Annotated in this window: 11 protein-coding genes; 6 read left to right on the top strand and 5 right to left on the bottom strand. The window is 66.6% G+C overall.

Going from position 1 to position 13735, the window contains the following annotated elements; translation table 11 throughout:
• Positions 1 to 30 precede the first annotated feature (30 nt).
• From VN634_08605 to VN634_08585, 5 genes are all read left to right on the top strand, one after another.
• A complete protein-coding gene (locus VN634_08605) occupies positions 31 to 180 on the top strand; it encodes a DUF3309 family protein (protein ID HXC50930.1) in 150 nt (49 codons plus the stop codon).
• Between the two features lie 23 nt (positions 181 to 203).
• Positions 204 to 506 (top strand): encapsulin-associated ferritin-like protein, encoded by a 303-nt coding sequence (locus VN634_08600; GenBank protein ID HXC50929.1) that lies wholly within the window; start codon positions 204 to 206, stop codon positions 504 to 506.
• A 147-nt stretch (positions 507 to 653) separates the two neighbouring features.
• Positions 654 to 935 (top strand): hypothetical protein, encoded by a 282-nt coding sequence (locus tag VN634_08595; GenBank protein HXC50928.1) that lies wholly within the window; start codon positions 654 to 656, stop codon positions 933 to 935.
• A 227-nt stretch (positions 936 to 1162) separates the two neighbouring features.
• Positions 1163 to 1384, top strand: coding sequence for a hypothetical protein (locus VN634_08590; GenBank protein ID HXC50927.1), 222 nt, complete (start codon positions 1163 to 1165; stop codon positions 1382 to 1384).
• A gap of 103 nt (positions 1385 to 1487) precedes the next feature.
• Positions 1488 to 3209: a DUF6600 domain-containing protein gene (locus VN634_08585; GenBank protein HXC50926.1), complete on the top strand. Its 1722-nt coding sequence runs from the start codon at positions 1488 to 1490 to the stop codon at positions 3207 to 3209.
• A 112-nt stretch (positions 3210 to 3321) separates the two neighbouring features.
• Here VN634_08585 and VN634_08580 read toward each other — a convergent pair whose 3' ends face one another.
• On the bottom strand, positions 3322 to 4224 hold the full coding sequence (locus VN634_08580) for an MBL fold metallo-hydrolase (GenBank protein HXC50925.1): 903 nt from the start codon (positions 4222 to 4224) through the stop codon (positions 3322 to 3324).
• Between the two features lie 27 nt (positions 4225 to 4251).
• On the opposite strand from VN634_08580, the gene VN634_08575 reads away from it, so the two are divergent.
• Positions 4252 to 6084, top strand: coding sequence for a DUF2868 domain-containing protein (locus VN634_08575; protein ID HXC50924.1), 1833 nt, complete (start codon positions 4252 to 4254; stop codon positions 6082 to 6084).
• An 86-nt stretch (positions 6085 to 6170) separates the two neighbouring features.
• Here VN634_08575 and VN634_08570 read toward each other — a convergent pair whose 3' ends face one another.
• From VN634_08570 to VN634_08555, 4 genes are all read right to left on the bottom strand, one after another.
• Positions 6171 to 7043, bottom strand: a complete 873-nt coding sequence (locus tag VN634_08570) for a transglutaminase family protein (GenBank protein HXC50923.1) — start codon at positions 7041 to 7043, stop codon at positions 6171 to 6173.
• Positions 7040 to 9787 carry a circularly permuted type 2 ATP-grasp protein gene (locus VN634_08565; GenBank protein HXC50922.1) on the bottom strand — a complete coding sequence of 916 codons (2748 nt, stop codon included), beginning with the start codon at positions 9785 to 9787 and terminating at the stop codon, positions 7040 to 7042. The genes VN634_08570 and VN634_08565 overlap by 4 nt, the downstream gene beginning before the upstream one ends.
• Positions 9788 to 9836: 49 nt before the next feature.
• Complete coding sequence (locus tag VN634_08560; GenBank protein ID HXC50921.1) at positions 9837 to 13226, bottom strand: transglutaminase family protein; 3390 nt, start codon at positions 13224 to 13226, stop codon at positions 9837 to 9839.
• 199 nt (positions 13227 to 13425) lie between these two features.
• The gene (locus VN634_08555; protein HXC50920.1) at positions 13426 to 13638 is read right to left on the bottom strand and encodes a hypothetical protein; all 213 of its coding nucleotides are present in this window, start codon (positions 13636 to 13638) and stop codon (positions 13426 to 13428) included.
• Positions 13639 to 13735: the final 97 nt, after the last annotated feature.

The following is a 13735-nucleotide window of genomic DNA, read 5'->3' as shown; positions in this document are numbered from 1 at the left end:
CAGAGTCTGCACGCAAAGAGAGAACACAACATGTCCAATCTCCTGCTCATCATTCTTCTTCTTCTCGTGATCGGTGGACTGCCGAACTGGGGCTATCATAACCTCGGCTACGGCCCGTCCGGCTTTGGCGGTGTCGCGCTCATCGTCGTGGTCGTGCTCCTGCTGACTGGCCGTCTGTAGCCGGCATCGCGAGCACTCTCCCCATGGCGAATACGGGCTTCCACGAAGCCGTAGAGGTTCTTTCCGAAGACACGCGCAACATGCACCGCGCGATCGTCAGCCTCATGGAGGAATGGGAAGCGATCGACTGGTACCAGCAGCGTGCCGACGCGTGCTCGGACCCGCAGCTCAAGGAAGTGCTTCTCCACAACAAACACGAAGAGATCGAGCACGCGACGATGCTGCTCGAATGGATCCGGCGCCACGACGCCCACTTCGACGGCATGCTGCGCCGTTATCTCTTCACCGACGCACCGATCGTCGCGATCGAGAAAAACACCGACTGACGCACACGCGTAGATCTGCGCGCGTGCAACTCCCGTCTATCCGCGCAGCCCTTCGATCCCTAAACTCCCTTCCGACGGGTACAGAATCGCCGCAGCCCGCATGACGGCCGGCGCCGCGCCCGTACTCGTTCGCGAAGGGGAACTTCAATGGCTTTTGTCGCCATGGTCATGTTCGTGCTGACGTTGATCGCATTCGCCTACGGCGCGCTCGGATACGCCGGGATGTCGGCCGAGATCGGATGGCTGTTCGGCCTTCTGGCGCTGACGTTCCTGGTCGCAGCTGCCCGCCTGGACAAGGAGATGCCGTTCCACGGCCGGGTCGCCGACCATGCGATGGAGGCGAACAGCTTCGGGCCGAACATTCGCATGAAGATGGTCCCCGTCGCCGCAAGCGGTGCCGGCCCTTCCGCCGATGGTTACAGCGAGTGATGTGCAAGGCCGCCGATTGGCGCAACTGGGCAAAACCATCCGCCGTCGATCCTCTTTGATCGCAAAACACGACCTGCGTGGAACTACGCGCGTAGCAGTCCGCTCTTTTCGCCGCTAACTTTCGTACATAGAACGGACGTGCGGAGGTCCGTTCGGGGCCGCGCACGAACGCGTTGATGCGAACGCGTCGAGATGAAGCGAAGGCCAGAAGTGCAGGAGATCATATCGTGAGTCCCATCAAGATTCTGGCAATCCTGCTCATACTTGCCGGTGCAGGCGGCCTCGCCTACGGCCAGTTCACGTACACAGAAGAAAGCCACGACGCGAAGATCGGCCCGATCGAGCTTTCGATCAAGGACAACAAGACGGTCCGCATCCCGCAATGGCTGGCCGCGGTCGCGGTCGGCGGCGGCGTGCTGATGCTGATGTTCGATCGCAAGCAGACCTGAGCTGCGCACGCAGCGAGCAGGCAACCTGGACGCGAAAACCGGACAGCGATCGCGGATACCGAACAGTGAACGCGAATATATCGATCGGAAGGAAGAGGTTCGTATGAAATTTCACAAGCTCCAGATTCCCGGCAGCCTTGCGCTTGCCGCCTTCCTCGTCTGCAGCACCGGCGGTGCGCTCCTCGTCGACAGCGTGGCGCCACAGGCGGCCAACGCGCAGGACGTCGACGTGGGCATCTTCTACTCGAACCTCGCGCCGCACGGACAATGGTTCTTCCAGGCGGACTTCGGCTGGGTCTGGCATCCGGCCCGGGTTGGTCCTGGCTGGCGCCCGTACACCGAAGGTCAGTGGCTATGGTCCGACGAATTCGGATGGACGTGGGTGTCCGACGAACCGTGGGGCTGGGCCACGTATCACTACGGCCGCTGGTACTTCGATCCGTACTACGGATGGAGCTGGGTGCCCGGACACACGTGGGCTCCGGCGTGGGTAAGCTGGCGGGTCGAATCCGGTTACATCGGATGGGCTCCGCTGTGGCCCGTCTATTTCGACATCCATCCCGAGTACCGCTGGGACAACTGGCATCACGATCACGACTGGGACGATCGCCACCGTGGCCGCGACTGGGATCGCTGGGTGTTTACGCGCGACCGCGACTTCACGTCGGACCGCGTCGGCCGCCATCAGATCAGCGACCACCGCGAGCGCGACCGGATCTACAGCCAGTCGCGTGACGTCACGCAGTACGACGAGAGCCATCCCGAGCGGATCGGACACAGCATCGACCGGCGCACGATCGAGCAGGCAACCGGACGGCCGGTGCGCCCTGTGACGATCGAAGCTGCCGACAAGCCGCACACGCGCGTCGACACGCGCGGCGATCGCGTGCAGATGTTCCGCCCGCAGGTCCGCGAGACGACGGACAAGACTCCGGATCGTCTCGGCCTCGCGAAGGAGCCGACGCCGGAGGCGCGCAAGCGCGACACGATCCGCGAAGAGAAGGCGCGCCTCGACCGCGTGCCGGAGAGCCAGAAGAAGCCGAGCCGCACCGTTCCTGACGAAAGCACGGCAGGCAAAGGCGGGCCTCAACCGGCAGCCGAAGAACAAGCGCCCGGAGCGGGCAGCGGCGCAGACCGCCACGGCGGGCGGCCGGACAACGGTGGACCGAATGCACATGGTCGCCAGCGTCCGGGCATGGAAGATGAGCAGCCTGTTCATGGAATGGAACAAGGCCAGCCTGGCAATCGCGCCGAGCAGCCGGCGCAGCCCGAGCCTCGCGAGGCGAAGCCTCAGCACATGCGACCGGATCGTGCCGAGCAGGCACAGCCCGAACGCATGAAGCATGAGCGCGTGCAGCCCGAGGAGCAGCCCGAGCGCGTGCAGCCCGAGCGCGTGCGGCCGGAGCATGTGCAGCCGCAGCACCAGCAGCGAGAGGCGCAGCCTGAGCAGATGCAGCCGCAGCACCAGCAGCGTGAGGCGCAGCCTCAGCAGATGCAGCAGGAGCGCATGGAGCAGCAGCAGATGCGGCAGGAACGCATGCAGCAACAACAGATGCAGCAGGAACGCACGCAGCAGCAACAAATGCGGCAGGAGCAGATGCAGCATCAGCGGCAGCCGCAGGCGGAGCGGCCCGAGTATCGCGAGCCCCCGCAGCGGCACCAGCAGGAAGTCGCGCCGCAAGGTGCGGTTGAGCATCGCGGCAATCCGGCGCCGCCGCCGCACGGCCCGCAAGGCGGAGCGAACCCGCATCGCGGTCAGGGCGGGCAGCCGCCGGCGGACGATTCGGGTCAGCCGCCGCCGCCGCCGCCGCACGGCCGACACTGATCGCGAGTAAATCGGGGACAGACACCGATTTCCGGAAATCGGTGTCTGTCCCCGATTTCAGCACGGGCCGCGTCATGCATCGCATGGCGCGGCCCGGCGCGAGCGCAACGCTCTATACCGCTCGATACCGTTCCCCCTCACATACGATCCGTCCCCGCTCCACCCCGCGCCGCAGATGCTGCTCGATCGTCCGTTTTTCGACGGCGTCGACGAACGGCAGCGCCGCGTGCGGCGGATACACGAAGCGATGCGCGACCATCTCGTCGACCGTGCGCGGCTCGCGCAGGAACTCGGCGATCGCGTCGTCGCGCTCATTGATCTTTCCCGCGAAGCGCCGGAGCTTCTCGTCGAACACCGCCTGATCCTCGATGACGCCGACGTGGTGGAATGACACCCAGACCCGCGCCGGGATCGAACGGATGCGCTCGAGCGAACGCTCGAAGTCCTCCAGATCCGACCACGCGTCGCCGTAGTACGGACCGAAGCCGGTCAGGTCGATGTCGCCGAGGAAAAGAACTCCCTCCGGCTCGACGAGCAGCGCGCAGTGGCCGCGCGTGTGCCCGGGAAGATGGAATGCGCGGATGCGGCAGTCGCCAAGCTCGAAGACCGCGCCGTCTTCGTACGCGCGGGCATCCGGCCGCGGCGCGTAGTGAAACGAGCCGACCAGCCAGTCCGAAAGCGTCTCGTCCGGAAGCGCGTAGCCGTACATCCTCTGAAGCCCGGCCATCGAGCGGATGCCGTCGACATCCTCGCGGTGCGCATGGACCTCGGCATCGGGGAAAAGATGAAGGCCGGCGACGTGATCTTCGTGCACGTGGCTCAGCACGACCAGGTCGGCCGGTCCGCGAAAGCCGCCCTCCCGCTCGACGAGCGCGAGCGACGGATCGAGGACCGCCGTGCGGCGGGTGCCGCGAATCACCAGCGAGTTCCCGTGCGGATATTTCCCGTTCTTGTCGCCGAGCACGACGGTCGCGTGCCCGAAGGTCCGGTCCGGCCCCTGAACATGATCTCCCATCCCGCAAGAAGTAGTAGAACCGCCCTGATGCTGGAAGCCGACGCCGCCAGGGTTCTCCTCGTCCGCGCAATCGAGGAACACGGCGCCGTGGCAATCGATGACGCCGCGCAGGCGGCGGCGTTCGCCGAGGCCGGCGACTGCGACGACGTCGGCTCGTGGTTCGCGCGGCGCGCGGCGTCCCTGCTCGAGAATTTCCCGCGCCGCGAGCTGTGCCGCGCGATCCTCCAGCTGCCTCGCTTGCCGGATTCGGCCGCATCGCTCGTGCTCGGTCTCGGGTTTGCGGTCGGCGTGCTGTCGAACGAGCTCGGGCCGTCCGGGAAGATCCACATCCTTTTCAATCCGATCCTCGCGCTGGTCGCGTGGAACCTCGTTCTGTACGTGCTGCTGCTCGTGCGTTCGATCCGACGTCGAATGCGAAGCGCCGGCTCCGATGCGATCGCGATCCGCGACGTGGCCGGCTCCGCTCCGCCCGTGCGCGAATCGGCGAGCGAGCAGGCTGCGGAGCTTCCGTGGCTTTTCCGGATGCTGATTGCCGAGAGCGTCTGGCAGCGCTGGCTGCGGTGGCGATCCGGCGCGCGAGCGGCGGTCGAAGACGAAAAGCGCTGGGCCGCAGGCATCGCGTCGTTTCTCGTGCACTGGGTGCGCTCGGCGCGCGAGCTGACGAGTCTTCGTATCGAGCGCCTGCTGCATCTCGGAGCGCTCGGCCTCGTCAGCGGCGCCGTTGCCGGCATGTACATCCGCGGGCTGTTCTTCGACTACAACGTCGTCTGGCGCAGCACGTTCATTCGCAGCGAGTCGGCCGTCTCGTTCCTGCTGAGCACGCTCCTCGGCCCGGCGGCCGCGGTGCTCCGCATCGATCTCGCATCGCGGCTCGATTTCCGCCAGTTGACGAGCGAGAGCGGCGTGCCGGCCGCGCAGTGGATTCACCTGTACGCGCTGACCGCACTCGTCGTCGTCGCGATCCCGCGCCTGCTGCTGTGGATGTGGGAGTCGGGCCGCATCAGGCGGCTCGCGTCGGCCGTGCAGGTTTCTTTCGCCGACCGCTATTTCCAGAGCCGGCTCCACCAGTGGCGCGAATCGCGCCGCCAGGGCGTGCTCGCCGAAATCCGCACGGCGTATCTCGTCGAAGTGGATGCGATGGCCGAAGACGTCGGCGAATACGTGTGCGCCAATCTTTTCGATGCGTCGATCCGCTCCGAGCTGGCCCGGTTCCGCGAGAACGGCGGACGGCTGACGGATCTCGAGCTTCGCATCCAGTCCGCCGTCGAAAGTTTCAGCGGCGAACTCGCGGAAAAAGTCCGCAGCGCGCAGCAGCGGTTCGAATCGGTTCTTACGCTCGCGGTCGAGAAGATCATTTCCAGGCGGCTCGGAAACTCGATCACGATCGATCCGGAAGCGCGCCGCGCGATTCTCGACGACGACGGCGGCGCGGCAGCCGGCCGGCTCGTCGCTCCGATCGGCGACAGCCTGACCGATGCGGTCGGCCTTGCCGTCTCGGGCGCCGTCGCGATCGCGACCGGAACCATCAGCGGCGGCTTCGGAAAGGCCGTCGGCGTTGCGGTGCTCGTCGGAGTCGTCCACAGCGGGCCGCTCGCGTTCGTCATCGGTGCCGTCGGCGGTCTCGTCGCCGCGGGCGCAGGCCTGTGGTTCGGACGCGAAGCGATCACGGCCGCCGTCAAGGAGTACGAGCTTCCCGGCTGGCTGGCCGCGACGATCCTTTCCGAAAGCCGCATGCAGGCGATCATCGACGACGGACGCGAAAAAACCCGCGACACCGTTCGAACGCAGGTCACGGGCGCAATGAGCCCCCACGTCGACAAAGTCGCCGAAGAGATCTGGCAGCGTATCGACGGAATTTAAAAGGGGACAGGTACAATTAAAAAAACGTCGTAAAATCAACGGGCGCGTTTTTTCACGCGAAATTTAAATGTACCTGTCCCCTTTTTTCAGCTCGCGTCGACGTCGACCGCAACGTCGACGGTGTGCTCGCCGCCGCCGGTGATGATGCCGCTGAGCGGGCTCACGTCGCTGAAATCGCGGCCGAACGCCACGCTGATGTGGTCTTCTGATGGCATCACGCCGTTGGTCGGATCGAAATCGACCCAGCCGAGACCGGGACTGAACACCGAAAACCACGCATGCGACGCGTCGGCACCGACGAGCTTCGGCTGGCCCGGTGCGGGAATCGTACGAAGGTAGCCACTCACGTACCGAGCCGGCAGCCCCATCGAACGCAGGCACGCGATCGCCACGTGCGCGAAGTCCTGACAGACGCCGTGGCGCGCGGCGAAGACTTCGGCGGGCGGCGTGGAGACCGTCGTCGCGACCGGATCGTACTCGAACTCCCTGTAGATCCGCTGCGTGAGATCGGAGACGGCGGCGAGCAGCGGCCGCCCGGGCGTGAACGACGGCGCCGCGTAAGCCGCGAGCTCCGGCGATGCGCAAAGCAGCGGCGAGTCGAACACGAACTGAAACGGCTCGACGACGTCCGGCGAAACCGGATCGCGAAACAGTCGCGCAACGCTCTCCCATCCCGGAGACAGGCCGGTTGCGACCGGTGTCTCCGACGACGTGACGACGATACTGCTGGCGGTGACTTCGAGGCGCTGGTGAATCGACTGGATGCTGAAGAAGCACACGCCGTTGCCGAAGTAGTCGAGGCGCAGCTTGCGGATCGTCGGCTCCGGCTCGATGTGGATCGTGAAGTCCTCGAACGTCTGTCCGCGCGTGATCCGCGGCGTCAGTCGCGCGGCGTGATGCGAGACCGTCACCGGCTCGGAGTAGTCGTAGACCGTGCGATGGCTGATGCGGTAGTTCACAGCACCGTTCCCGGCGTGCGGCCTTCGTTTCTCGCCATCGACGCGATCTGGCTGACGATCGATTCTCCGGCGCCGCTGCGACGCGACGCCCATCCGGCGTGCGAAATCTCCGAATGAGCAAAATAGCTGACGGCGATCAGGTCCGAGAAACGCGGCAGCTCGATCAGGATGTCGCGAAGGAGCTGTCCGGTTTCGCTCTCGTGCCACGCGCCGGCCATTCGCGCGAGCGGCCGCGGATCGAGCAGCTGCAGCCGCGACAGGCTCGCAATCAGGATGCGGTCGGCCGCGCTCGGCAGCGCCGACTCGCGCGCACGCGGAAGCTTCTCGAGATGCCGGAGGATCGAGTTCAGCTGGAAGAACAGCGAGCGCGGATTGGTGTCGTCGAGCATGACGAGATCGTAGACCGCGGCGATGTTCGGCAGCAGGTTGTAGCGCGAGCGGTATGTGATGGTGCAGTCGGCAACTTCGAGGACTGTCTCGAGCACGCTCGGGTTCTCGGCTTCCGGGCTCTGCAGCGCGCTCGCGAGAAACGTGGACAGGTACATCGCCCGTTCGATGCGCACGCCGATGTCGAGGAAACGCCAGCCCTGCGCACGCGTCATGTTCTCGCGCGCCAGCCCGTGAAACGCAGCGATCCCGAGGATCACGTGGTTGAGCACGCGCACCGCATCGCCGGCCAGCATCGGACCGGCTGCGGCAGCAGCCGGAGCCAATCCGTCGTCCAGTGTACGCAGCACGCGCCACAGGTCGTTGGACGAGCGGTCGCGCACGAGGATCACGAGCTTCTGCAGCTGATCCGCGAGCGACATCAGGCTGCCTTTGCGCTCGGCGTCGAAGATCGTGGCGAGAAGCTCGGCTTCGAGCCCTTCCGGATCGTCGCGCAGCAGCGGGTTTTCGCGGAGGCCGGGAAGCTGGTCCTGCGCCGTCAGCGTTTCGAGCACCGGCTGAATGAGCGACAGCAAGGGCCCGACGTCGCGCGCGCTCTCGAGCGAGAATCGCAGCAATGCGGCGCGCAGCAGGCGCGCGGTGGCGTCGCTGCGCTCGCCGTAGCGGCCGAGCCAGTAGTAGTTGTCCGCGAGCCTGCTCGGAAGATTGTTTCCGACGCGCCGGAGCTCGATGTCTTCGTCGCGTGCAACCTGCAGCAGGCTCCTGGCCTGCACCGGAGCATCGCTGATGACCCACGTATCCTTGCTCGAGCTTCCGATCTGCGTCGAAATCAGCCGGCCGGCAACTTCGGGCGTCACCCTGGCCAGGCCGCCGGGCATGACCGCGTAGCCGTCCTGCGTCGCCACGAGATACACGCGAAGCGCGACCGGCCTCGGCTGCACGCTGGTGCCGTTCCACGACGGCGCCGTCGCAAGCGGCACGCGCTCCTGACCGACGAACAGGTGCGGCTGGAACAGGATCCGCTGGCGCAGCGCCTCGCGTTCGTCGGGCGTCATCTCTCCGCCGATCCTGCTGCCGGGAAGCGAGGAGCGGAACGTCGACTTCACGACGACTTCGTCGAGATGCTCGAGCACGTATTCGCCGGCGTCTTTCTGTCCGCACCACCACGTCGCGACCGACGGAAGCGCCAGCTCTTCGCCGAGCAGATGACGGCAGAGGCCGGGCAGGAATCCCATGAATGCAGGGCTCTGCACGAGCCCGCTGCCGAGCGCGTTGGCGACCGTCACGTTGCCGGCGCGCAGCGCTTCGACCAGGCCCGGCACGCCGAGCACCGATTCGTTGCGCAGCTCGAGCGGATCGCAGAAGTCGTCGTCGACGCGGCGGAGGATCACGTCGACCGGCTCGAGGCCTCCGAGCGTCTTCAGGTAGACGCGGTCGTCGCGCACCGTAAGGTCCTGGCCTTCGACCAGCGAGTAGCCGAGATAGCGCGCGAGCCACGTCTGCTCGAAGTACGTGTCGTTGTACGGGCCGGGAGTCAGAAGCACGACGCGCGGATTCTCGTTGCCGCGCGGTGCGAGCTCGGCAAGCGTGCGCTGAACCTCGCGGAAGAAACCGGCGAGACGCTGCACCGCGCAGTTGCGAAATGCTTCCGGCAGGATGCGCGACGTGACCATGCGGTTGGCAAGCGCGTAGCCGGCTCCCGTCGGAACCTGCGTGCGGTCGGACGTGACCCACCACTGGCCGTCGGGCGAACGGGCGAGATCGGCGGCATAGAAGTGCAGGAACGTGTCGCGCGGCACGCGCACGTCGTGGAGCGGCCGCAGGAAGTCGGGCTGCGCAAAGACGAGCGCCGGCGGCAGCCAGCTCGAGCGCAGCAGCTGCTGCGAGCCGTAGCAGTCGGCGAGAATGCGATTGAGCAGCGTTGCGCGCTGCACGAGCGCTTTCTCGAGCGCCGTCCATTCGGCGGAAGAAATCAGGAACGGGACCGGATCGAGCTCCCACGCGCGCTCGCTGCCGCGCGGCTCGCCGTAGACATTGTAGGCGACGCCCTGCTCGTGGCTGATGCGCCGGCCCGCTTCGGAGCGGCGGCCGAGCTCGGCTTCGCCGAGATCGTCGAGCTCGGCGACGAGGCCCGCGTAGTGCGGGCGCACCTGTCCCGTGCTGTCGAGCACTTCGTCGAAAACGGCTTCCTGCTGATCGCTCTCTGACGCGCGGTTTGTCTGATCGCGCGCTGGCGCGCGGTCTGTCTGATCGCGCGCTGGCGCGCGCTCTGGGCGCCCGTAGGCAGCAAGAAGCGGTGACCGGCCCGCCTCCGGATCGGCGCCTGCAGGATTCTCGCTGAGACCGACCGTGCTCACCGCTCGCATCCTTTTCTCAACGCGCGCCTGTCACCAACCGGCGCGGTGCTCATCCGGTGCGTCCCGCGGTGCCTCCCGGCGCACGAAGGTCGAGCGTGAACGGGTATTCGCGGCTGGCCTGTCCGCTTCGCGCCGTCAGCGGGCCGGGCGTGTGCGAGTTGCGGAAGAAGCGCGACAGGCGGCGGCTTTCGGCCTCGTATGCGTTGACGGGAAACGTCTCGTAGCTGCGCCCTCCCGGATGGCTCACGTGGTACGTGCAGCCGGCGATGCTTCTGCCGGTCCATGTGTCGACGAGGTCGAACACCAGCGGCGCGTGGACCTTGATCGTCGGATGCAGGCAGTTCGGCGGCTGCCATGCGCGATAGCGCACGCCCGCGACTCCCTCACCGTGCGTCCCCGTCGGATGAAGCGGCAATGACCAGCCGTTGACCGCAACGACGTGACGCGAATCGGTCAGGCCGCGGACCTTGACCTGCACGCGCTCCAGAGACGAGTCGACGTAGCGCGCCGTGCTGGCGCCGCCCGGTTCTTCTCCGAGCACGTGCCACGGCTCGAGCGCAGTGCGGATCTCAAGATGCACGCCCGCCGCATCGAGGTCTCCGATCTGCGGGAAGCGAAATTCGAAATGCGGCGCGAACCATTCGGGCCGCACCGCATAGCCATCGGCCGCAAGCTCGCCCACGACGTCGCACAAGTCGTTCCAGACGAAGTGCGGCAGCATCCAGCGATCGTGGATCGAGCTGCCCCAGCGCACGAGCTTGCGTCGATACGGCTTCTTCCAGAATGCGGCCACCAGCGTGCGAAGCAGGAGCTGCTGCGCGAGGCTCATGCGCGCGTGCGGCGGCATCTCGAACGCGCGCATCTCGAGCAGGCCGAGCCGCCCGGTCGCCGTCTCCGGCGCGTAGAGCTTGTCGATGCAGAATTCGCTGCGATGCGTGTTGCCGGTGGCGTCGACGAGAAGGTTTCGAAACAGCCGGTCGACGAGCCACGGCGGGCACGGCCCGTCGTCGGGAATCTGCGCGAACGCGATCTCGAGCTCGTAGAGCGAATCGTTGCGGGCTTCGTCGATGCGCGGATGCTGGCTGGTCGGCCCGATGAACAGGCCGCTGAACAGGAACGAAAGCGAAGGATGGTTCTGCCAGTACGAGACGAGGCTGCGGAGCAGATCCGGCCGCCGCAGGATCGGGGAATCCGCGGCCGTCGCGCCGCCGAGCACGATGTGGTTGCCGCCGCCGGTGCCGCTGTGGCGTCCGTCGAGCAGGAACTTCTCGGTCCCGAGCCGCGTCTGGCGCGCTTCCTCGTAGACGAACTCGGTCAGGTCGACCATTTCGCTCCACGAATGCGACGGCTGCACGTTGACTTCGATGACGCCGGGATCGGGCGTCAGCTTGAGCACATTCAGGCGAGGGTCAGCCGGCGGCGCGTAGCCTTCGAGGATGATCGGAAGCGCGAGCCCGACCGCGGTGTCTTCCACCGCGCGCAGGCAGTCGAGATAATCCTCGAGCGTTTCGACCGGCGGAAGGAACACATACAGGCGGCCGCCGCGCGCCTCGACGCACAGCGCGGTGCGCGCGATCCATTCGGCGGATTCGCCTGGCGCGGGAGGCTTGGCTGCGGCCGCGGCGTCGTCTTCGATTTTCTGCGCCGACGCCGCGCGCGCATCTGCGACGAGCGCGGCGAGCGGCGGACGCAGCTCGAGCGGATCGCGCTCGACCAGGTGCGGATAGTCGCCGGGCTTTACCCACGGCTGCGATTCAAGCGGCAGGCGCAGTCCGAGCGGCGAATCGCCGGGGAGCAGGTAGCAGCGGCCCGGGCGCAGGAACCACGACGTCGAATTCCAGACGCGCTCCTTGCCGCGCTCGATGCGGCGCAGCGGCAGCACGTAGCCGACGACCTCGTCGAGCCCGGTTTCGAACAGGCGCGCGAGGCGCACGCGGTCCTGTTCGTTTTTCAGCTCGGATCGGAACGGATCGACGTTGGCCGGAAGACGGCGCTCCTTCCAGAGGTAATGCCACGTATCTTCGTACGCCGGCATCAGCCACTGGTCGCCGCAGCCGAGCCGCCGCGCGAACGCGACAGCAAAGCGCTCCGCTTCGACCTTGCTGAAGCCGTAATCGTGCTCCGCATCGGCGAAAAGATCCGGGTGCGTCCAGACCGGCGCTCCGTCGGTGCGCCAGTAGCACGCGTACGCCCAGCGCGGCAGCGGCTCGCCCGGATACCATTTGCCCTGGCCGTACTGCAGGAACCCGCCCGGCGCGAAGCGTTTCTTCAGGCGCTTGATGAGCTGGCACGCGAGGCGAGTCTTGTTGGGTCCGAGCGCAGCCGTATTCCATTCGTCGGCGTCGACGTCGTCGATCGACACGAACGTGGGCTCGCCACCCATCGTCAGCCGCACGTCGCCGCGTGCGAGGTCGTGGTCGACCGCGCGGCCGAGCGCATCGATTTCGGCCCATTGCCTGTCGCTGTACGGCTTGGTCACGCGCGGCGATTCGAAGATGCGCGTGACCGTCATCTCGTGATGGAACTCGGAGCGGCACGGTTCGACCGCGCCGCTGATCGGCGCAGCGCTCTGCGGATCGGCCGTCGCAGCCACCGGGATGTGGCCCTCGCCGGCGAGAAGCCCCGACGTCGGATCGAGGCCGATCCAGCCCGCGCCCGGAAGGTAGACTTCGCACCACGCGTGCAGATCGGTGAAATCCTGCGCGGCGCCGGCGGGCCCGTCGAGCGCCTTCACGTCGGCGACGAGCTGGATGAGGTAACCGCTGACGAAACGCGACGGCAGCCCGAACGAGCGCAGCATCTGGCACAGCAGCCACGCGGAATCGCGGCACGAGCCGGAGCGTTTTTCGAGGGTCTGCTCCGGCGTCTGCACGCCGGGCTCGAGACGGATGAGGTAGCGCACGTCGCTGAAGACGAGGCGGTTGAGGGCGACGAGGAAGTCGATGGTGCGCGGGCCTTCTGATGTTCGCGCTCCCGCGCTCGGTTCTGGCGTTCGCGCTCCCGCGCTCACTTGGCCATCCGGGAGAAGCGCGGCTCTGGCGCGTGCGAGATAGCCGTCGAACAGCGGAGTCTTTTCAAGCCGGCGCCGGAACGGCTCGAGCTCGTGGTCGAGGCCGGCGTCGTACGCGAACGGGAACTGCTCGGCGTGCGGCTCGAGGAAGAAGTCGAACGGGTTGAGCACCGACATCTCGGCGACCAGGTCGACGTCGACGACGAACGTGTCGGTCTTCTCGGGCAGCACCATGCGCGCAAGGAAATTGGCCTGCGGGTCCTGCTGCCAGTTCAGGAAATGTCCGGCGGGCTCGACCTTGAGCGAGTAGCTGAGGATGCGCGTGCGGCAGTGCGGCGCCGGGCGCAGGCGGATGGTCTGCGGCCCGAGCTCGACGCGGCGGTCGTACCTGTAGCTGCTGCGATGATGGAGGGCGACGTGTATGGGCATGGTCCGCGGGCCTGAACCCCACGGGTAAGCAAAGTCGAGGCCGCCCGCGATTCGTCACAAACGCAGCAATCCGCATGCTTTTGCCGCCCGATCTGCCGCATGCGTAGGCAGGTGACTCAAAGATAGGCGTAGCGATCGCCGCGCGCCGCCTGAGCGGCTACGCCCCGGGCCGACAACCGAGCTCACCTCAACGACGTCTTCACGGCGCAGCCGCCATCCCGCGACATTCCCCGGGGAATGTTCGCGCATCGGCGGGATTGCCGCGCCTCGCGTCCATGAAGCCGCGGCCGAAGTCGAGGTCCGCCTGATACTGGTTGTGTGCCGCGCAGCGCAGCTCGATGTTAGCCGGCGTAGGAGGCCGTGATGCATCAGACGAAACCCAGGTCACATTCCCCGGGGAATGTTCGCGCATCGACGAGATAGCCGCGCTGGTTGTGCCGCGCATCGCAACAACAGGTCCATCGCCGGTAGCGGCATCGAAACGAGCCGGTGTCGATATCGCCGGCGCC

Source organism: Candidatus Limnocylindrales bacterium, assembly GCA_035571835.1.
Lineage (GTDB): Bacteria > Desulfobacterota > Binatia > UBA1149 > CAITLU01 > DATNBU01.
This window is presented reverse-complemented; position numbering and strand designations above follow the sequence as displayed.

Bases quoted from the DNA above. Each gene is read 5' to 3' on its own strand.
- VN634_08605 (HXC50930.1), top strand. From the start codon at position 31: ATGTCCAATCTCCTGCTCATCATTCTTCTTCTTCTCGTGATCGGTGGA.
- VN634_08600 (HXC50929.1), top strand. From the start codon at position 204: ATGGCGAATACGGGCTTCCACGAAGCCGTAGAGGTTCTTTCCGAAGAC.
- VN634_08595 (HXC50928.1), top strand. From the start codon at position 654: ATGGCTTTTGTCGCCATGGTCATGTTCGTGCTGACGTTGATCGCATTC.
- VN634_08585 (HXC50926.1), top strand. From the start codon at position 1,488: ATGAAATTTCACAAGCTCCAGATTCCCGGCAGCCTTGCGCTTGCCGCC.
- VN634_08580 (HXC50925.1), bottom strand. From the start codon at position 4,224: ATGGGAGATCATGTTCAGGGGCCGGACCGGACCTTCGGGCACGCGACC.
- VN634_08575 (HXC50924.1), top strand. From the start codon at position 4,252: ATGCTGGAAGCCGACGCCGCCAGGGTTCTCCTCGTCCGCGCAATCGAG.
- VN634_08560 (HXC50921.1), bottom strand. From the start codon at position 13,226: ATGCCCATACACGTCGCCCTCCATCATCGCAGCAGCTACAGGTACGAC.
- VN634_08555 (HXC50920.1), bottom strand. From the start codon at position 13,638: ATGCGCGAACATTCCCCGGGGAATGTGACCTGGGTTTCGTCTGATGCA.